The 19,138-nt window shown below is 66.8% G+C and carries 22 protein-coding genes; 13 read left to right on the top strand and 9 right to left on the bottom strand.

The window, feature by feature from the left end:
- Positions 1–26: 26 nt before the first annotated feature.
- The 10 genes from WHX56_RS24575 (at position 27) to WHX56_RS24530 (ending at position 8,079) form a co-directional block, all read left to right on the top strand.
- On the top strand, positions 27–1,295 hold the full coding sequence (locus WHX56_RS24575; protein WP_338879249.1) for an adenosylmethionine--8-amino-7-oxononanoate transaminase: 1,269 nt from the start codon (positions 27–29) through the stop codon (positions 1,293–1,295).
- 97 nt (positions 1,296–1,392) lie between these two features.
- Complete coding sequence (locus WHX56_RS24570) at positions 1,393–2,367, top strand: hypothetical protein (protein ID WP_338879248.1); 975 nt, start codon at positions 1,393–1,395, stop codon at positions 2,365–2,367.
- Positions 2,364–2,525, top strand: coding sequence for a cbb3-type cytochrome oxidase assembly protein CcoS (gene ccoS, locus WHX56_RS24565; protein WP_129239925.1), 162 nt, complete (start codon positions 2,364–2,366; stop codon positions 2,523–2,525). Before WHX56_RS24570 ends, ccoS begins: the two co-directional genes overlap by 4 nt.
- Before the next feature lie 166 nt (positions 2,526–2,691).
- Entirely contained in the window at positions 2,692–4,179 is a 1,488-nt protein-coding gene (ccoN, locus tag WHX56_RS24560) for a cytochrome-c oxidase, cbb3-type subunit I (RefSeq protein WP_129239926.1), read from the top strand.
- Positions 4,180–4,189: 10 nt separating this feature from the next.
- Positions 4,190–4,909, top strand: a complete 720-nt coding sequence (gene ccoO, locus WHX56_RS24555) for a cytochrome-c oxidase, cbb3-type subunit II (RefSeq protein ID WP_129239927.1) — start codon at positions 4,190–4,192, stop codon at positions 4,907–4,909.
- A 2-nt stretch (positions 4,910–4,911) separates the two neighbouring features.
- Positions 4,912–5,088, top strand: a complete 177-nt coding sequence (locus WHX56_RS24550; protein ID WP_129239928.1) for a cbb3-type cytochrome oxidase subunit 3 — start codon at positions 4,912–4,914, stop codon at positions 5,086–5,088.
- Entirely contained in the window at positions 5,085–6,032 is a 948-nt protein-coding gene (gene ccoP / locus WHX56_RS24545; protein WP_338879247.1) for a cytochrome-c oxidase, cbb3-type subunit III, read from the top strand. Before WHX56_RS24550 ends, ccoP begins: the two co-directional genes overlap by 4 nt.
- Positions 6,033–6,105: 73 nt before the next feature.
- Positions 6,106–7,596 (top strand): cytochrome c oxidase accessory protein CcoG, encoded by a 1,491-nt coding sequence (gene ccoG, locus WHX56_RS24540; protein ID WP_129239930.1) that lies wholly within the window; start codon positions 6,106–6,108, stop codon positions 7,594–7,596.
- Positions 7,597–7,616: 20 nt separating this feature from the next.
- On the top strand, positions 7,617–7,826 hold the full coding sequence (locus WHX56_RS24535; protein ID WP_129239931.1) for a FixH family protein: 210 nt from the start codon (positions 7,617–7,619) through the stop codon (positions 7,824–7,826).
- Between the two features lie 16 nt (positions 7,827–7,842).
- Positions 7,843–8,079: a hypothetical protein gene (locus WHX56_RS24530; protein WP_129239932.1), complete on the top strand. Its 237-nt coding sequence runs from the start codon at positions 7,843–7,845 to the stop codon at positions 8,077–8,079.
- A gap of 36 nt (positions 8,080–8,115) precedes the next feature.
- On the opposite strand, the gene WHX56_RS24525 is transcribed toward WHX56_RS24530, so the two are convergent.
- The gene (locus tag WHX56_RS24525) at positions 8,116–8,454 is read right to left on the bottom strand and encodes a zinc ribbon domain-containing protein YjdM (RefSeq protein WP_338879246.1); all 339 of its coding nucleotides are present in this window, start codon (positions 8,452–8,454) and stop codon (positions 8,116–8,118) included.
- A 789-nt stretch (positions 8,455–9,243) separates the two neighbouring features.
- Between WHX56_RS24525 and WHX56_RS24520 the strand changes: the two genes are divergently transcribed.
- Both WHX56_RS24520 and WHX56_RS24515 read left to right on the top strand, forming a co-directional pair.
- Positions 9,244–10,167: an ABC transporter ATP-binding protein gene (locus WHX56_RS24520; RefSeq protein ID WP_338879245.1), complete on the top strand. Its 924-nt coding sequence runs from the start codon at positions 9,244–9,246 to the stop codon at positions 10,165–10,167.
- A complete protein-coding gene (locus WHX56_RS24515) occupies positions 10,164–10,925 on the top strand; it encodes an ABC transporter permease (protein ID WP_129239935.1) in 762 nt (253 codons plus the stop codon). The genes WHX56_RS24520 and WHX56_RS24515 overlap by 4 nt, the downstream gene beginning before the upstream one ends.
- Before the next feature lie 25 nt (positions 10,926–10,950).
- Here the strand turns inward: WHX56_RS24515 and WHX56_RS24510 are convergent, their stop codons facing one another.
- Genes WHX56_RS24510 through WHX56_RS24490 form a run of 5 tightly spaced genes read right to left on the bottom strand, consistent with a single transcriptional unit; the run spans position 10,951 to position 15,700 of the window.
- Complete coding sequence (locus WHX56_RS24510) at positions 10,951–12,036, bottom strand: SDR family oxidoreductase (protein WP_129239936.1); 1,086 nt, start codon at positions 12,034–12,036, stop codon at positions 10,951–10,953.
- Positions 12,037–12,069: 33 nt separating this feature from the next.
- A complete protein-coding gene (locus WHX56_RS24505; RefSeq protein ID WP_129239937.1) occupies positions 12,070–13,047 on the bottom strand; it encodes a tripartite tricarboxylate transporter substrate binding protein in 978 nt (325 codons plus the stop codon).
- Between the two features lie 29 nt (positions 13,048–13,076).
- Positions 13,077–13,994 carry an SMP-30/gluconolactonase/LRE family protein gene (locus WHX56_RS24500; RefSeq protein WP_129239938.1) on the bottom strand — a complete coding sequence of 306 codons (918 nt, stop codon included), beginning with the start codon at positions 13,992–13,994 and terminating at the stop codon, positions 13,077–13,079.
- Between the two features lie 24 nt (positions 13,995–14,018).
- Entirely contained in the window at positions 14,019–14,339 is a 321-nt protein-coding gene (locus WHX56_RS24495) for an AtuA-related protein (RefSeq protein WP_129239939.1), read from the bottom strand.
- A 2-nt stretch (positions 14,340–14,341) separates the two neighbouring features.
- Positions 14,342–15,700 carry an acyclic terpene utilization AtuA family protein gene (locus tag WHX56_RS24490; protein ID WP_338879244.1) on the bottom strand — a complete coding sequence of 453 codons (1,359 nt, stop codon included), beginning with the start codon at positions 15,698–15,700 and terminating at the stop codon, positions 14,342–14,344.
- Between the two features lie 162 nt (positions 15,701–15,862).
- On the opposite strand from WHX56_RS24490, the gene WHX56_RS24485 reads away from it, so the two are divergent.
- A complete protein-coding gene (locus tag WHX56_RS24485) occupies positions 15,863–16,780 on the top strand; it encodes a LysR family transcriptional regulator (protein ID WP_244234982.1) in 918 nt (305 codons plus the stop codon).
- Positions 16,781–16,793: 13 nt separating this feature from the next.
- On the opposite strand, the gene WHX56_RS24480 is transcribed toward WHX56_RS24485, so the two are convergent.
- The 3 genes from WHX56_RS24480 to WHX56_RS24470 all read right to left on the bottom strand — a co-directional run bounded on the left by WHX56_RS24480 (position 16,794) and on the right by WHX56_RS24470 (position 19,028).
- A complete protein-coding gene (locus tag WHX56_RS24480) occupies positions 16,794–17,492 on the bottom strand; it encodes a glutathione S-transferase family protein (RefSeq protein WP_129239942.1) in 699 nt (232 codons plus the stop codon).
- Positions 17,493–17,609: 117 nt separating this feature from the next.
- The gene (locus tag WHX56_RS24475) at positions 17,610–18,005 is read right to left on the bottom strand and encodes a DUF4168 domain-containing protein (RefSeq protein WP_129239943.1); all 396 of its coding nucleotides are present in this window, start codon (positions 18,003–18,005) and stop codon (positions 17,610–17,612) included.
- Positions 18,006–18,215: 210 nt separating this feature from the next.
- Positions 18,216–19,028: a sulfite exporter TauE/SafE family protein gene (locus tag WHX56_RS24470; protein WP_129239944.1), complete on the bottom strand. Its 813-nt coding sequence runs from the start codon at positions 19,026–19,028 to the stop codon at positions 18,216–18,218.
- Positions 19,029–19,138: the final 110 nt, after the last annotated feature.

Below are 19,138 nucleotides of genomic sequence, written 5' to 3'. Positions count from 1 at the left end.
CTGCGCCGGCTTTCAGGAGGTGATCCATGCACACGCCCGACTGGGTGGCCCGGGGCCAACCCCACATCTGGCTTCCCTATGCCCAGATGAAGACCGCGACGCCGCCGTTGCCCGTGGCGCGCAGCCGCGGCAGCCGTCTCGAACTGGCCGACGGCCGCAGCCTGATCGACGGAGTGGCCTCCTGGTGGACCGCCTGCCACGGATACAACCACCCCCACATCGCGCAGGCGGTGCGCGCGCAACTGGACGCCATGCCGCACGTGATGTTCGGCGGGCTGACCCACGAACCGGCGCTGACCCTGGCGCGCCGGCTGGCCGGCCTGCTCGGGCCGGGGCTGGACCGCGTCTTCTATACGGATTCGGGCTCGGTGGCGGTCGAGGTGGCCATGAAGATGGCCCTGCAGTTCTGGCTGAACCAGGGCGAGCGCGGCCGCAGCCGCTTCCTGGCGTTCCGGGGCGGCTACCACGGCGACACCTTCGGCACCATGGCGGTGTGCGATCCGGAGGAGGGCATGCACAGCCTGTACCGGGGCATGCTGGCCGAACACGACATCGTCGACCTGCCGCGCGGCGAGGCCGAACTGGCCGCGCTCGAAGCCCACCTCGACCTCCACGGCGAGCGTCTGGCCGGCATCCTGGTCGAGCCGCTGGTGCAGGGCGCGGGCGGCATGCTGCTGCACGATCCGGAAGTGCTGCGGCGGCTGCGCCGCCTGGCCGACCGGCACGGCCTGCTGCTGATTTTCGACGAAATCTTCACCGGCTTCGGACGCACGGGCACGATGTTCGCGTTCGAACAGGCCGGCATCCGGCCCGACATCCTGACCCTGTCCAAGGCCTTGACCGGCGGCACCTTGCCGCTGGCCGCCACGGTGGCCAGCAACCGGGTGTTCGACGCCTTCTGGTCCGACGACCCGTCCCACGCGCTGATGCACGGCCCCACCTTCATGGGCAACGCGCTGGCCTGCGCGGCGGCCAACGCCTCGCTGGACCTGTTCGAGACCGAGCCGCGCCTGGAACAGGCCCGCGCCGTCTCCGCCGGCCTGGCGGCGGGGCTGGAGCCGTGCCGCGAACTGGACTGGGTGCGGGACGTGCGGGTGCTGGGCGCCATCGGGGTCGTGGAGCTGGACGGCATCGCCGACCGCGAGGCCCTCAAGCGGCGCCTGGTCGAGGCCGGCGTCTGGGTGCGGCCGTTCGGCAACGTGGTCTACCTGACCCCGGCGCTGACCATCGGCGAGGACGACCTGGCCAGCCTGACGCGGGCCGTGGCCGGCGTGCTGGGCCGGCAGCGCCCCTGATTCCGGCGGACGCCCGGGGACGGGGGTCCGGCAAGCCGGACCGGGCGCCTTGATTCAGATCAAGGCATGGGCTCGCCGCGCTGGTTACCATCGGCGCATGCGAGCAAAATCGATCTTCGCCGTCCCGGCCGGCCTGTCCCAGGCCGACCGCCAGCAGCGCCGCCATGCGCTGGTGCGCCTGTCGCTGGCGTGGCTGGCGATGATGCAGGTCATGATGTTCGCCTGGCCCGGCTACCTGCGCAATGACGGCATACCGGCGGACGCCCTGGAAACCCTGGACTGGGCCATCGTGCTGATGAACTGGGCCAGCTTCGCGCTGACCGTTCCGGTGGTCCTGTATTCGGCGTGGCCCATCTGGCGCCACGCGGGCGGCAACCTGCGGCAGGGCCGCGCCGGCATGGACGTGCCGGTGGCGCTGGGCATCGTCGCCGCCTTCATTCCCAGCGTCCACGCCACTTATACCGGCCGGGGCGAGGTCTATTTCGATTCGGTCACGATGTTCGTGGCCTTCCTGCTGACCGCGCGCTACCTCGAACTGTGCGCCCGCCAGTCCTTCGGCGGCGCGGCCGGCGGACTGCGCCATGAACGCATCGAGGCGCAGCGCCTCGAACTCGGCGCCCGCGCCGACCGCCTGGCCTCGCGCTTCGTCATGGTCCAGGTCGCGCTGGCGCTCGCCGCCGCGGCCGCCTGGGCCTACATCGACCCCACGCACAGCATCCCCGTGATGGTGGCCTTGCTGGTGATGAGCTGTCCCTGCGCCATGTCGATGGCGGTGCCCACCGCCATGGCTTCGGCGCACTCCGCGCTGGCCGCCCATCCCAACATGCCCGACGCCGCGCTCGACGCGCTGCTGGCCGAGGCGCGGCGCAAGGCCCGCCAGAACCTCCACGGCTCGGTGGTCTGGCACCTGCTCATGACGCCGCTGGCGCTGGCCGGCTGGGTCACGCCGTGGCTGGCCGCCATCACCATGCTGGTGTCGTCGCTGGCGGTCGCCTACAACTCCTGGCGCCTGTGCCGCCGCGACTGGTCCGGCGACCTGCCTCCCGGCACCGCGCTGGAAGCGTCTCCATGACCATCCTCTACCTGCTGCTGCCCCTGTCCCTGCTGTTCGTGCTGGTCATCGGCGTGTCCCTCTGGTGGGCCGTCTTCAACGGCCAGTACGACGATACCGACGAAGCCGGCACAGCCATCCTGCGCGACGACGACAGCGGGCCCGCCGGCCGCGGCTGAGGCCGCCCGCGGCCGCGTTTTCCGTCGCGCCGGCGGCATTGGTCCGTTGCGCCGACCGCGTGTTCCCCTGCACGGCCAGTAGGGTTTGATCCATATCAACGTCCGTTTACGCGCCAACCCCCATCATTACAGCCTGGATCTATTTGTTTCTCTTTAGGGGAAGGTGATGAACGATTGCGCCGCAATCGCAAGCAAGGCCGATACCTTCAACTACAAGGTCGTGAGGCAGTTCGCGCTCATGACGGTAGTCTGGGGCATCGTCGGCATGGCCGTGGGCGTTTTTCTGGCCGCGCAGCTCATCTGGCCGCAACTGAACTTCGACACGGCGTGGCTGTCGTACGGCCGCCTGCGCCCGCTGCACACCAACGCGGTCATTTTCGCGTTCGGCGGCAGCGCGCTGTTCGCGACGTCGTACTACGTGGTCCAGCGCACCTGTCAGGCGCGCCTGTTCTGTGGCCCGCTGGCCGCGTTCACGTTCTGGGGCTGGCAGATCGTCATCGTCGCCGCCGCCATCACCTTGCCCATGGGTTTCACCAGCAGCAAGGAATACGCCGAACTGGAATGGCCCATCGACATCCTGATCACGCTGGTCTGGGTGGCCTACGCCATCGTGTTCTTCGGCACCATCATCAAGCGCCGGTCCAAGCACATCTACGTGGCCAACTGGTTCTTCGGCTCGTACATCCTCACGATCGCCATCCTGCACATCTTCAACAACATCGAGATGCCGGTCACGCTGTGGAAGTCCTACTCCGCGTACGCGGGCGTGCAGGACGCCATGGTGCAGTGGTGGTACGGCCACAACGCCGTGGGCTTCTTCCTGACCACCAGCTTCCTGGGCATGATGTACTACTTCGTGCCGAAGCAGGCGGGCCGCCCCATCTATTCCTACCGCCTGTCCATCGTCCACTTCTGGGCGCTGGCCTTCACGTACATGTGGGCGGGCCCGCACCATCTGCTGTACACCTCGCTGCCCGACTGGACCCAGTCGCTGGGCATGACGTTCTCGCTGATCCTGCTGGCGCCGTCGTGGGGCGGCATGATCAACGGCATCATGACCCTGCAGGGCGCCTGGTACAAGCTGCGCACCGATCCGATCCTGAAGTTCATGGTGACGGCGCTGTCGTTCTACGGCATGTCTACCTTCGAAGGCTCGATGATGTCGATCCGCACCGTCAACGCGCTGTCGCACTACACGGACTGGACCATCGGCCACGTCCACTCGGGCGCGCTGGGCTGGGTCGCCATGATTTCCTTCGGCTCGCTCTACTACCTGATCCCGCGCCTCTACGGCCGTGAAAAGATGTACAGCGTGAAGGCCATCGAACTGCACTTCTGGATCGCGACCATCGGCGTGGTGCTCTACATCGCCGCCATGTGGATCGCCGGCGTGCAGCAAGGCCTGATGTGGCGCGACACCGCAAGCGACGGCACGCTGGTCTACAGCTTCGTCGAAGAACTGAAGACGCGGGTCCCGTATTACCTGATCCGCCTGCTGGGTGGCACGCTGTTCCTGTCGGGTGTGTTCGTCATGGCCTGGAACGTGTGGATGACGGTGCGCGGCGCGCGCCCGGTCAACCCCGCCATTCCCCTGGACGATCCCCATGCCGCGCGTCCGTCGGTCCCCGTGACCGCCGTGCCGGCCACTGTTTGACGAGGACATCATGGCCAACAAGCAACACGGCTTCTTTTCTCACGAAACGCTCGAGAAGAACATCGGCTGGATGATCATCGCCAGCATCCTGGTGGTGTCCTTCGCGGGCCTGGTCCAGATCGTTCCGCTGTTCTTCCAGCACAGCACGACCCAGACCGTCGCGGGCGTCGAGCCCTACAGCCCGCTGCGGCTGATGGGCCGCGACATCTATATCCGCGAAGGCTGCGTCGGCTGTCACTCGCAGCAGGTGCGGGTGCTGGCTGCGGAAGTGCAGCGCTACGGTTCGTACTCGGTCGCGGCGGAATCGGTCTTCGACCATCCGTTCCTGTGGGGTTCCAAGCGCACGGGTCCCGACCTGGCGCGCGTGGGCGAACGCTACTCCGACGACTGGCACCGCATCCACCTGCGCGATCCGCGCAAGGTGGTGCCGGAATCCAACATGCCCGCCTATCCCTGGCTGGAAAAGACGGTCATCACCGGCGAGAACGTGGACCAGCGCATGCGCGCCCTGCGCACGCTGGGCGTGCCTTACACGGACGAGGAAATCGCCGCCGCGCCCAAGGCCATCGAAGGCAAGACCGAGGAAGACGCGCTGGTCGCCTACCTGCAGGGCCTGGGCGTCGGCATGCGCAAGGCCAAGCAGGCCGAGCAGGCGAAACAGGCGGAAGCGGCCAAGAAGGCGGCCCAGTCCGCCGAGCAGCCGGCCGCGCCGGCCGCCACGGGAGGCTGATCATGCTGGGCTACCTGAGCGCAATCGTCACCGCCATCTCGATGGCGACATTCTTCGGCATCGTCTGGTGGGCCTGCTCGCGCGGCCGCCAGGGCGCCAACCGCGAATCGGCCATGCTGCCGTTCGCACTGCCCGATGAATTCGGGCCGGGACAACAAGATGGAGCGAATCGGTCATGAGCGATTTCGTTAATGGCTTTTGGGGGTATTTCATCTCGATCGTCGCCGTGGGCGGCGTGCTCTGGTGCGTCTGGCTGCTGTACACGCAGCGCCGCTGGCTCAACACCAAGCCGGCCAACGGCCAGGTCGAGGACACGGGCCACGTCTGGGACGGCGACCTGACCGAGCTCAACAACCCGGTGCCGGGCTGGTGGACCTGGATGTACCTGCTGGCCTGCGCCTTCGCGCTGGGCTACCTGTTCTTCATGCCCGGCCTGGGCGAGTACAAGGGCCAGTTGGGCTACAGCAGCACGCAGGAAGTCGCGCAGCAGCAGGCCAAGATGGCCGAGGCCGTCCGCCCGATCTACGCGCGTTTCGAGACCATGGACATTCCGCAGATCGCCCAGGATCCGGGCGCCCGCGAAATCGGCCAGCGCCTGTTCCTGAATACCTGCGCGCAGTGCCACGGCTCCGACGCCAAGGGCGGCCCCAGCTTCCCCAACCTGGCGGACGGCGACTGGCTGCACGGCGGCTCTCCGGAAGCCATCACGCAGACCATCACCCAGGGTCGCATCGGCGTGATGCCTCCGTGGAAGGCGGCGATCGACGCCAAGACGGCCGGCGACATCGCGCAGTACGTGCGTTCGCTGTCCGGCCTGACCGCCGATCCGGTCCGCGTGTTCCGCGGCAAGCGCGAGTTCGCCAACTTCTGCGTCGCCTGTCACGGCGTCGACGGCAAGGGCAACCAGGCGCTGGGCGCGCCCAACCTGACGGACGACGTCTGGCTCTACGGCAGTTCCGAGGCCACCATCGTGAAGACGATTCTGGACGGCCGCGACAACCGCATGCCCGCGCACCAGGACATCCTGTCGCCCGAGCAGATCAAGATCCTGACGGCATGGGTCTGGGGCTTGTCGAACAAGCCCGACGCGGCGCCCCAGGCATCGGCCGAGGCGGCGAAGTAAAGGCATCCGCGGCGCTTGGATAGGGGCGCGAAAGCGCCCCCATATCGATTGGACTTACAGCAGGGAGCAGCAAATGGAAGATGGGTCAACCGCAAGCGTCGGCAATTCGCCTGGCGGTGACCCGCCGCCCTGGCGGCCGCATGTGAGGCCGCCGCGTCCCGGCCAGGAGACCCTGGAACAGACGCTGGCGGGTGTGCGCAGCAAGATCTATCCGCGATCCGTCAGCGGCATCTTCGCCCGCTGGCGCATCGCGTTTGTCTTTGCCACGCAACTGATTTTCTACGGCCTGCCCTGGCTCCAGTGGAACGGGCGCCAGGCGGTGCTGTTCGACCTGGGCGCGCGCAAGTTCTATCTCTTCGGCCTGGTGCTGTGGCCGCAGGACGTCGTCTACCTGGCGGTGCTGCTGGTCATTTCCGCGCTGGCGCTGTTCCTGTTCACCGCGGTGGCGGGGCGCCTGTTCTGCGGCTACGCCTGTCCGCAGACCGTCTACACCGAAATCTTCATGTGGATCGAGCGCAAGGTCGAAGGCGACCGCGTCGCGCGCATCCGCCTGGACGAATCGCCATGGTCCTGGCACAAGGCGCGCCTGAAGCTGACCAAGCATTTCCTGTGGATCGCGCTGGCATGGTGGACCGGCTCCACTTTCATCGGCTACTTCGCGCCCATCCGCGAACTGGGCCACGAACTCTACGCCTTGCAACTGGGGCCGTGGCAGTGGTTCTGGATGCTGTTCTACGGCTTCGCCACCTGGGGCAACGCCGGTTTTATGCGCGAATCGGTGTGCAAGTACATGTGCCCCTACGCGCGTTTCCAGAGCGTGATGGTGGACCCGGACACCTTCGTGGTCACCTACGACAAGCGCCGCGGCGACCCCAGGGGCGGGCGCTCGCGCAAGATCGACCACAAGGCGGCGGGGATGGGCGATTGCGTCGATTGCAGCCTGTGCGTGCAGGTCTGTCCGACGGGCATCGACATCCGCGACGGCCTGCAATACATGTGCATCGGCTGCGGCGCCTGTATCGACGCCTGCGAACAGGTCATGGACAAGATGCAGTACGAACCGGGGCTGATCCGGTACACCTCGGAACGCGCGATGCTCGACGGCCTGTCCGCCAAGAGCGCGCGGTCCCACCTGTTGCGTCCGCGCGTATTGATCTACGGCACGCTGATCCTGGGGCTGGCGGTCGCGTTCGTCGTGTCGCTGGCCATGCGCAACCCCCTGCGCGTCGACGTCATCCGCGACCGTGGCGCGCTGGGACGCGAGGTGGCCGGAGGCCTGATCGAGAACGTCTACCGGCTCCAGATCATCAACACGTCCGACCAGCCCATGCACCTGCGCCTGTCGGCCGAGGGCATGGCGGGCCTGGCCGTGCTGGCCGGCCAGCAGGGTTCCGACACGGTCGACGTGGAGCCCGCGGCCAACAAGCTGGTGCCGATGGTGATCCGCGCCCCGGCCGGTTCGCAGCCCGGCGCCCACGCCATCACGCTGCGCGCGCGCGGCCAGGACGGCGAGAACCGCCAGATCGAAACCGACGAAGCCGCCAGCTTCTACGTCCCCGAGTAAGCACTGAAAAGGATATGTCCATGAACGCCGCCCAACCCGCGAAGCCCGCCAAACCCTGGTACCGTGAACCCTGGCCCTGGATCCTGATGGCCGGGCCCTTCGCGGCCATGGTCGGCTGCTTCGTCACGATCTATTTCGCGTTCACGAACTTCAGCAACCAGCCGATCCAGGAGGGCGTCGTCAAGCGCGGCCTGGTCATCGAGCAGGCCGCGCCGAACGCCAATCCGTAAACGGGGGAGTGCACAGATGGGCTTGCGATCGTTGATGTGGATACTGTGGCCGTCGTTCCTGGCGGCCGCGGCGGGGAGCGCGCTGATATTCGCCCTGATCGACCCCCTGGACGTGGCGATCTTCGGCCACGTTCCGACAGGGCGCACGGGCTTCTACACCGTGTCGTTCTTCGTGCTGTGGGTGATGGCCGGACTGTCCAGCACGCTCACGGCCTACCTGATGCCCAAGCCCGAGGAAGACGAAGACCTGTAGCGGCGCGCGGCGGGTTTCCGCCACGCGCCCGGGGCCCTAGACCTTCTTGACGAATTCCGACTTGAGGCTCATGGGGCCGAAGCCGTCGATCTTGCAGTCGATGTCGTGGTCGCCATCGACCAGCCGGATGCCCTTGACCTTGGTTCCCATCTTGATCACGCCGCCGGAGCCCTTGAGCTTCAGGTCCTTGATGACGGTGACGGTGTCGCCGTCCTGAAGCACGTTGCCGGCCGAATCGCGGTAGACCCGGGCTTCCTCGGCGGCTTCGGCCGCCTGCGGCGGCCATTCGTGCGCGCATTCGGGGCAGATGTAGACGCCGCTGTCTTCATAGGTGAATTCGGACTGGCATTTCGGACAGGCGGGCAGGACGCTCACGGGTAAACCTCTGGTGCAAAAACGGCGCGGTACGCGCAACGCGTAAGTATACGGCGCAGCAGCGCGCGCCGTCCGTTGTAGGCGCGGGTGTCTGACACCCGTACGGCAAGGGGCGACGGGCTTGAAGCAGCGCATCGGGGTGTCAGACACCAATCGGGGTGGCGATAGCGTTTCCCCCGGGGGTGTCAGACACCCGGCTACACCTCTGTAAGCCGTGCCGTCATCTCGTAGGGGTGTCTGACACTTGCCTACCCCCGCGCGCCGCCTCAGGCGCAGGTGTCTGACACCCGTACGGCAAGGAGCGACGGGCTTGAAGCAGCGTAGCGGGGTGTCTGACACCAATCGGGGCGGCAATGCCGTCTCCCCCGGGTGTCAGACACCCGGCTACACCTCTGCAAGCCGTGCCGTCATCTCGTATGGGTGTCTGACACTTGCCTGCCCCGCGCGCCGCCTCAGGCGCAGGTGTCTGACACCCGTACGGCAAGGAGCTACGGGCTTGAAGCAGCGCATCGGGGTGTCTGACACCAATCGGGGCGGCAATGCCGTCTCCCCCGAGTGTCAGACACCCGGCTACACCTTTGCAAACCGTTCCGTCATCTCGTCGGGGTGTCTGACACTTGCCTGCGCCGCGCCCCGCCGCCTCAGGCGCAGGTGTCTGACACTTGCCTGCCCCGCGCGCCGCCGCTGCCTCCGCCAGCTATTTCCAAAACACACTGTTCCGCCCCGCCAAACAAGCGGCAGCGGTGTGACGGGTAAAATCCCTGGCTGTCGATCAAGTTGGGGGCGTGCGTGCAACCGGTCATTTCAATCCAGGACTTATCCAAGCGGTACGCTTCGGGTTTCCAGGCGCTCAAGAATGTAAACCTGGATATCCGGCGCGGCGAAATCTTCGCCCTGCTCGGGCCGAACGGCGCGGGCAAGACGACGCTGATCAGCATCATCTGCGGCATCGTCAACCCCACCGCGGGCAAGGTGCTGGCCGACGGCCATGACATCGTGTCCGAGTTCCGCGCGGCGCGGGCCAAGATCGGGCTGGTGCCGCAGGAAATCTCCACGGACGCGTTCGAGACCGTCTGGAATACCGTCAATTTCAGCCGCGGCCTGTTCGGCAAGCCGACCGACCACGCCTACATCGAAAAGGTGCTGCGCGACCTGTCCCTGTGGGACAAGAAGGACAGCCGCATCATGGCGCTGTCGGGCGGGATGAAGCGCCGGGTCATGATCGCCAAGGCGCTGTCGCACGAGCCCGCCATCCTGTTCCTGGACGAGCCCACCGCCGGGGTGGACGTCGAATTGCGGCGCGGCATGTGGGAAATGGTGCGGCGGCTGCGCGAAAGCGGCGTCACCATCATCCTGACCACGCACTACATCGAGGAAGCCCAGGAAATGGCCGACCGGATCGGCGTGATCCGCAAGGGCGAGATCATCCTGGTCGAGGAAAAGCACGCGCTGATGAAAAAGCTGGGCAAGCGCCAACTGGCGCTGACCCTGAAGTCGCCGCTGCCCGGCATCCCGACGGTGCTGGAAGGCTTCCAACTGGACCTGTCGGCCGACGGCCACAGGCTGGTCTATACCTACGACAACCAGGGCGGCGGCGAGATTTCGCGGCTGCTGCACGAGCTGGGCAGGCTGGAGATCGAATTCACGGACCTGAATTCATCGGAAAGCTCGCTCGAAGATATCTTTGTCAGCCTGGTGCACGGTCAATCATGAATTTCTACGCCATCCGCGCTATCTACCTGTTCGAAATGGCCCGCGCGTGGCGCACGCTGATGCAGAGCGTGCTGTCGCCGGTGATTTCCACGTCGCTGTATTTCGTGGTGTTCGGCTCCGCCATCGGCTCGCACATGGTGGAGATCGACGGCGTGAGCTACGGCGCCTTCATCGTGCCGGGCATGATCATGCTGTCGCTGCTGACGCAGAGCATCGCCAACGCGTCCTTCGGCATCTACATGCCGCGCTTTTCCGGGACCATCTACGAAATCCACTCGGCGCCCATCTCCTATGTGGAGATCGTCATGGGCTACGTCGGGGCCGCCGCCAGCAAGTCCATCGTCCTGGGGCTGATCATGCTGGCCACGGCGCGGCTGTTCGTGGACTTCCACGTGGCGCATCCGGTCTGGATGCTGGCGTTCCTGGTGCTTACCTCGGTGACGTTCAGCCTGTTCGGCTTCATCATCGGGATCTGCGCCGACGGCTTTGAAAGGCTGCAGATCATTCCGCTGATGATCATCACGCCTCTGACCTTCCTGGGCGGCACCTTCTATTCCATCAAGATGCTGCCCCCGTTCTGGCAGGCCGTCACGCTGTTCAATCCGGTCGTGTACCTCGTCAGCGGCTTCCGCTGGGCGTTCTACGGGGTGGCCGACGTCAGCGTGGGCATCAGCGTGGGCATGACGCTGGGTTTCCTGCTGGCCTGCCTGCTGGGAGTGCGCTGGATTTTCAAGACGGGCTACCGGCTGAAGGCCTGATCTTCCGCCGGGCCCGCGCGGTGCCTCAGGCCCGGGGGATGATCTTCCGGTCCATGAGCACGCCCAGCCAGTGCTTGACGGATCGCTCCGTGTCGAAGGTCTGGGTAAAGCCCGCCTGCTTGATCTTGACTGTGCTGACAAAAGCCGGCGGGGGCATTTCCTTCAGGCCGTAGCCGAACCGGGCATCCGCCGAAAAATGGGACTGCCCCAGTATCTCGTCCATGCTCAGGGGCCTCAGGCCGTGCTCCCGCACGAGTTCCGACCAGCGTTGCGCGCGGCTGGGCAGGTATTGCGCCAGCCGGACCGGCCGGTCCGGGCCGGATTCGAGGTGAAAGAAATCCGCCAGGCCGGGCCAGAGATCGCGCCAACTGAAGACTTCCCCGTTGGTCAGGTTGTAATGTTCGCCCCAGGCCGCGGGCGTGTCCGCCGCCCACGCGGCGGCATTGCCGATCAGGCGCACATCCACGGCTTCGCGGGGAAAGGCGATGTGGCCGGGATAGCAGAACGGCTGGCCTTCCGCGCGGCACAGCGACGCATAGACGCCGATGATGGGCACGGTATTCATGGCCACCCCCACATTGGGCCCCACCACGATGGCGGGGCGGAAGATGGTCCAGCCGAATCCAAGCTCGGCGGCCTTCTCCTTGATGTAGTCCTCCTGGAACCAATAGGAGTTCGGATGATCGTCGCGCGGCTCGCGCTCCCGCGCGGGAATGCGGATGGGATGCAGGTGCACGCCGTAGGCCTTCGTGCCCTGGAGCAGGGTCACGTGCCGCAGCCGGGCGGCCCGGCCCAGCGGCTCGATGACGTTCTTGATCATCTCCAGATTGGTGGACATCTGGTCGGCGTCCTGCCAGCCCGCGATCAGGCCGGGCTTTTCGTAGACGGCGGCATACACCACATGCGTCACCTGGGCCAGCGCGCTGAAGCAGGCGCGGCTGGCGTCGGCGTCCCGCAAGTCCACCGACAAATGGGTGAACGGCTTTTGGCTGAAGACTTCGGGGCGCCGGCGGGAAACGGCGATGACTTCCCAGCCTTCATCGAGGAACGCGTCGATGGCGGCGGTGCCGACCAGCCCGCTGGCGCCAGTGATGAGAACAGTGCGTGGCATCCGGTTACCTTGTTCGGTGTGTGTGTGGCCCGGTCAGTCCATGACCAGGTCGATCTGCGAGAACAGTTCCTTGAAGCGGGCGGATTCGTCCGCCATGCGCTTGCCGAACTCCTGCCGGCTGTCCGAGGCCGCCGCGATGCCCAGCGTGGCGAACTTCTGCTGCACGTCGGGATCGTGCACCGCCTTGGCGATCTCCGCGTTCAGGCGATCCAGGATTTCCACCGGCGTGCCGGCCGGCGCCACGATGCCGTACCACGCCACGCTTTCCGCGCCCGGCAAGCCCGCCTCGGCGATCGTGGGCACGTCGGGCAGCATGGGGGAGCGCTTCACGTCGGCCACCGCCAAGGCGCGCAGTCTGCCGGATTTGACGAAGGACAGGATGGGAGGCAGGCCGCTGATGACCATCTGCGTGCGCCCGCCCAGCGTGTCGGTGACGGCGTCGCTGTTGCCCTTGTAGGGGACGTGCAATATCTTGGTGTGCGAGTAGTGCTGGAACAGTTCGCCCGCGATGTGATTGCTGGTGCCCATGCCGGCCGAGGCGTAGCTGACCTTGTCCGGGTTGGCCTTGATGTAGCCGATCAATTCCTGAAGGGTGTTCACCGGCAGCGAGGGATTGACCAGGATCACATTGGGTCCGGTGGCCACCAGCGCGACGGGCGCGAGGTCCTTGGCCGGATCGTAGGGCATGCGCTTGCGGACGTTCGGATTGACGGTGATCGGCCCGGCGGACGCGAAGCCGATGGTGTAGCCATCCTTGGGCGACTTGGCGATGATGTCGGTGCCCAGGTCGCCGCCCGCGCCGGGCTTGTTTTCGACGATGACCGGCTGGCCCATCTGCTCGGACAGGGACTTCGCGACGAGCCGGGCGATGATGTCGATGGAGCTTCCCGGGCCATAGGTGGCGATCAGGCGGATAGGCCGGTCGGGATAGGATGGCGCGGCCGTCTGGGCGGCGGCGAAGGTGGCGGTCGCCCCCAGGGCCAGGCCCGCGAGCAGTCTGGATATCGTCATGATGTTGTCTCCTTGCCGATGCGTTGGCTTTAATTCGTGTGGGAATACATGAGCTTGCCGGGCTGCGGCATCTGGGCGCGCAGGATGACGCCCTGTTCCGCTTCGGTGATGTACAGCGTGCGGCGGTCGGGGCCGCCGAACGCCACATTGGTGGTGCGCAGGCCCGCGCAGGAACGGATGCGGTACAGCGGTTCGCCCAGCGGGCTGAAAAGCCAGACAGTGCCGGCCTGGGCATGCACGACCGCTAGGTTCCCGGCCTCGTCGATGGCCAGGCCGTCGGGCCCCGCCGTGCTGCCCGACAACTGGATGTAGCGGCTGGCCTTTTTCATCCTGCCGTCCGGCTCCAGCCGCAGCGCGTAGATCGCGTTGTCGTGCGTGATGGCGACGTAGAGCACGTTCTCGGCCCGATTGAGCACCAGCCCGTTGGGCCCGGCCAGGCCGTCCATCAACAGGTCCACGGTCTTGCCGTCGGCGCGCAGCCGGAAGACCCGTCCGGTCGGATTTTCAAGCGCGCTTTCGCCCTGGTCGGTGAAGTACAGGTCGCCGTTGGACGCGAAGAACAGATCGTTCAGTCCCCTGAGGCCCTCGCGCATCGCATGCTGCAAATAGGGCTTGATCGTCCGTGCCCGCGGATCCAGCAGCATGAGGCCATGCAGGTGGTCGGCCACGAAAATGCGGCCGTCGCGGTGGATCTTCAGCCCGTTGGGTTCGCCTTCGTAGCGGATCACGACCTCGAAGTTTCCCGCCGGGTCCACGCGCAGGATGCGTCCGTGCGCAAGATCCACGCACCACAGATTGCCTGCGCGGTCGAATGACGGCCCTTCCAGAAAGGAATGCATCTTGACGTGGCGCGCGGCCAGCCAGGAAGAGGGCTCGTCGGTCAGGTAGAGCGAGTCGGGCAGCCGGGCGTAGACGTCGGTGCCGAGATTCTCTGCGGGTGGGTACATGGATACACCTCGGGATTTCCAGGATTACTGAGGGTTGCCGGGCAGTTCGATGCCCAGGATGAGCGAACTGAGCGCCTTGCCATGGGGATCCAGCCGCAGGGACCGCGTCACGCCGCCGGCCAGCACGTCCTGGATGACGAAGTTGAGCGCCCTGAGGCTTTCGATCTCGTAGCGCTGCACCGGGCCCGCTCCCAGGTGCGCATAGGCCTGCCTCACGCGCTCGGCCGTCAATTCCCTGCGCAGCACTTGCCAGGCGGATTCGTCGTAGGCGATGACCGCGACGTTCGAGGTATTGCCTTTGTCGCCGGAACGCGCGTGGGCCAAGTCGTAAACCAGTGTTCCCATGCCTATGCTCCTACCGTGATCACTTGGGGCGTGACCCAGTTCCTGGGAATCAGGACCGAGTCCACCGCGATGACTTCCTTCGCGCCCAGGTTGACCGGGCCGCCCGCGCCGTAGGGGCCTTGCATATTCAGTTGGCGCACATGGTCGCCCAGCAGGTGGGCGCTCTTCTTGTCGGGGCAGCGCGCCGCAATGCGCAGGCGGACTTCGTAAGGGTCTTCGGACGAGGCCCGCGGGCGGTCGCCATGCAGGCTGCTCATGCCGATGAGATCGACCTGGAATTCGGTGGCCGTGCCGCCGTCGAGCCTGAAGCGTTCCTGGACGATCCGGGCGGCCAGTTGCGCCCGCGCCACGGCATTGAGGCCGGCGTACGCCACTTCGCCGGCGCCTATCCAGCCATCGGCATAGCCCACGACGACTTTGTAGGTGTCGGTGCGCGCGCGGGCGTTCGCGCCGCGCACGGCGACGCGGTCGGGCGTCAGTTCCTCGAACGAGAGCCCGTCCAGGCTGAGCACGCAGTCCGGCGTGATATAGGCGCGCGGGTCGTGTATTTCATAGAGCGCCTGCTCGGTGCAGGTCATGCGGTCGAGCCGGCCGCCGGATCCGTCGGGCTTGGCGATGTGGAGTTCGCCGTCGCCGTAGATATCCGCGTAGGGATAGGGCAGCTCGGCCAGCCGCGGCACTTCCTTCCTGCCCGGGTCGGCGAAGTATCCGCCGGTCACCTGGGCCGAGCATTCCAGCAGATGTCCCATGATGGTGCCGGCCGCCATGCGCGGCAGATCGTCATGGGCCCAGCCATGGTGGTGCATGGCCACGCCCAGAAACAGCGAGGGGTCCGCGACGCGGCCCGACAGCACGACGTGCGCGCCGGTGGCCAGTGCGTCGCGCACCGTGTCGGCGCCCAGGTAGGCGTTCGCGGAAGCCAGCCTGGGCAGTATCTCTTCCAGCGGGAGCTTGCGCTCGCGGAGCTGAAGCTCGGGATGCCCGCGCAGGCGGTCGGCGACGTCGTCGCCCACGATCGCGGCGCACTTCAGGTCCTGCCAACCCAGGGACCGGCCGATGGCCAGCGCGGCTTGCGCGGCGCCGACCGGATTGGCCGCGCCCATGTTGGAGACCAGCCGCACGCCTTTTTCGCGGCACAAGGGCAGGAAACTGCGCATGCGTTCGGCCAGCATGGGATTGAAGCCCAGCTTGTCGTCATGCTGGCGCGCGAGCGTTTCGCGCGCAATGGTGCGCTCGGCCAGGCATTCGCACACCAGGTAGTCCAGCTCGCATTGCTCGAGCAGCGCGATCGCCGGCCCCACGCGGTCGTCCGCCATGCCCGCGCCCACTCCTACGCGAAGCCGCGTGCGGGGATCTTTCATGCTCCATCTCCATCTGCGCAGGGTTGCCTGCGTGCCGTCTCGGAAAGCCCCGCCGTTGCGCCGCCTGGACGGGGGCAAGGACCTTTGAGATCAGTATGAAGATATTTTCTTAATGCTCAAAATGATATATTCATATCTCGGTGATAACCAATGCGCATCACGGTGAATAGACTCACACTGACCATCTCTGAACTGGAAGCCGTGCTGTTGGTGGCGGACACCCTCAATTTCCGCGCCGCGGCCGAGCGGGCCAGCATATCGCAGCCGGCGCTCAGCCGGCGGGTGCAGGCGGCCGAGCAGAAGCTCAATGCAAAGCTGTTCGATCGCGACCGGCACGGGGTCTCGCTGACCGACGCCGGCGCCGAGCTGGTGCCCATCGCCCAAAGAATGCTCTCGGAGTTTCGCGACTCGCTGAGCGACCTGTCCGAATTCATCGCGGGCCGGCGGGGCAGCGTGAGCATCAGCGCGCTGCCTTCGGTGGCGGCGGCCATTCTGCCGCAGGCGGCGCAGGCCTTCCAGGAATTCCACCCCCAGGTGCGCCTGGTCATCCAGGCGGTGTCCGCCGGCCAGGTGACGCGGGCGGTCGCGGAGGGCAGCGCGGACATCGGCCTTTCCATCGCGCCCTCGGTGCCTGCCCAGGGAGTCGCCTTCAGTCCTTTGCTCAAAGAGCACTTCGTGTTGATCTGCCCGCGCCACGATCCGCTGGCGCGCAGGAAGACCGTGGACTGGAGCGCCTTTTCGGATCGGCCCTTCATCGCCAGCGGCCCGGCCAGCAGCATCCGATTGCTGACGGACAGGATCCTGGCGGCCTCCGGCCAGGCGCCGGAAGCCAACTATGTCGCGGACAACATTTCGGTGGTCGGGGCGATGGTGGCGGCCGGCGTGGGCATCGCGGCGGTGCCCAAGCTGGCCCTGCGCCTGATGGACACCACCCGCTTGCACAGCGTGGCGCTGCAATCGCCCGCGGCCACGCGCGAAATCGGCATCCTGGTGAAAGAGCAGCGCTCTTTGTCGGCCGCCGCGAAACGCTTTGTCGCCACCTTGCAGCAGGTGGGGGCCGACATGATGAAAACCCTCTAGCCGTCCGCGCCGGTCAGAACGGCCCTGTGGGGGCGGCCCGCGCCATGCCGCCGAAGGCGTCCAGCAGCCGCTCGCGCCAGGCATGGACGGGGTCGTCCGCGGCCAGCAGTTCCAGGGGGCTGGTGCAGCGGGCCCACATGAACATGCCGAATACCGCATAGTCCGCGTAGGCGGGCCGCTCGCCCGCCAGGCAGGGCTGCCTGGCCAGCGTCTGCCGCAGCGGCAGGAGCGCCGCGCGCAGCGCCGCGATCTGCGCTTCGTAGCCCGCGGGCAGGTCCTCCAGCTTGCCGAAGCGCTTTTCGCGCGTCGCGCGGAAGTAGTCCTTGTCCTTGTCGTGGATCAGGCCATGGATGCCGGGCAGCAGCAGGCGGGCCAGGGGCGGCACCAGCGTGGTGTCGGCCCAGGAATTCGCGAACAGGCTCAGCGCGCGTCCGCCCGCGCCGCCGAACAGCGAAGGCCGTTCGGGGAAGGTGTCCTCGAGGTAACAGGCGATCTGCCATGAATCGCTGACCACGTGCGTGCCGTGCACTAGCACCGGCACCAGCTTCTGGCCGGAAAAGTCGATCGCTTCTTTCTCGGTGAAGCGCCAGGGCACGGTGTCGGCGGACAGGCCCTTGTGGGCCAGCGCCATGCGCGTCTTCCAGCAGTGCGGGCTGAAGCGCAGCGACGGGTCGGCGCCCGCCAGGTCATAGAGAGTGAGATCCGGGGTCAAGATTCCGCGCTCCTTGGACAGGGCTTTCGGGAAGGAAACGGAAGTAGGATAACCAAAAAAAGACGCCACGCGCCCGAGGGCGGGTGGCGCTTGCCGCGGCGGGGGGCTGCGGCGGCATTACTGGGCGGCGGGGCCGCCCTTGCTCAGGTTCATCACGCGCTGCTTGAGCTGGGGATCCTGTTGCACGGCCTGGCCGATGCCATTGAATTCCTCGACGCTCAGGCCGTCCGCGCGGACCAGTTGCACCATTTTGGCGTCCGCTTCCTGGACGACCTTCTGCTTGGCTTCGTCCGTCTTGGCGGCGTCGACCTTGGGACGGTATTCGTCCACGACGCCGGATATCTTCTGCGAGGCCGCCGCGTAGCGCTGTAGCTGCTGGTCGGTCGGTTGCACCGCGGCCGGGGGCGCCATCTGCTGCTGCGCCTGGCCGGCCTGTTGGGCAAGGGCGGGGGCACCGGACAGCACCGTCGTCAGCAGGGCGGCGGATAGGAATGCGTAAGTGGAACGCTGCATGAAACCTCCTTGTTCCGGTTGAATGTCTGGCCATGATGACGAGCCGGCCGGTCCAGGGGCAAGTTTCGCGATGTGTTTTCCTGTGTCGGCAGGCCACGGGACGCGCGCGCGGCCCGGGAGGGCGGCCCCGCGGGCGGGCCGGAAACGTTTTGCGCGCTTTCGTAGTCGCTGCTGGCCGCGATGTTTCCTTAGGTGTTCGGCTTGCGGGGCCTAGACGGCCAGCATGCTCAGCATCACCAGCGCCAGCAGCAGCACGTAGACGCGGGCGTGCAGGCGGTCGGGGATGCGGGGGATCAGCGGCGCCGCCAGGCGGATGCCCGCCAGCGAGCCCAGCGCCAGCGCGGCGAAGGCCAGCAGGTCCACATAGCCGACGATCCAGGGCGCCAGGGCCTCGGACAGGCCGCGGGCCGCCGCCATGTAGGCCAGCGTCCCGGCGATGGCGACGGGCAGCGTCAGCGGATTGGCCATCGCGGCCGCCTTGGACATGGGCAGGCCCCGGCGCCGCAGCAGCGGCACCGTCATGACGCTGCCGCCGACGCCCAGGAACGCGGCGATCGCGCCGATGGCCACGCCGCCGCCCACCAGCACGCCCGGGCCCAGGGGGCGCGGGCGCGCGTCGCCCTGCGCCATGAAGCCCTGGCGCAGCAGGCAGTCCAGGATGGTCACGCCCAGGTAGGCGATGAAGGCGTTGCGCACCAGCCCGCCGCTGGCCCAGGTGGCGGCCAGCGCGCCCAGCAGGGCGCCCGCCGCGATGAAGGCCGCCAGCGGCCAGACATAGGCGCGCAGGATGTTGCCCGCGCGCTGGTGCTTGCGCGTGGCCGCGACGGAATTGACGATCATGACGCAGGTGGAGGTGGCCACCGCGATGTGCATGGCCGATTGCCCGATGGCGTCCTGCGCGCCGTGGGTCGCGGTCAGCACGCCGTATAGCACGGGCACCACGACAAAGCCGCCGCCGAAGCCGAACAGCACGGTCGTCACGCCGCTGAGGCAACCGAAAAAAGCCAGAACCAGATAAACCATGCCGCCCGTCCTTCCAGGGAAACCGTCACGATACGGCCGTGGGGGCTGGCTCGCTTTCGAGGATCGGACAATAATGTTCGCATTTCGGCCACAGCATCCGCCGCCCGCAG

The sequence above is a fragment of the Achromobacter veterisilvae genome (genome assembly GCF_037619525.1).
Lineage (GTDB): Bacteria > Pseudomonadota > Gammaproteobacteria > Burkholderiales > Burkholderiaceae_B > Achromobacter > Achromobacter veterisilvae.
Note: the sequence above shows the minus strand (reverse complement) of the source record. Positions and strands in the feature narration are given on the sequence as shown.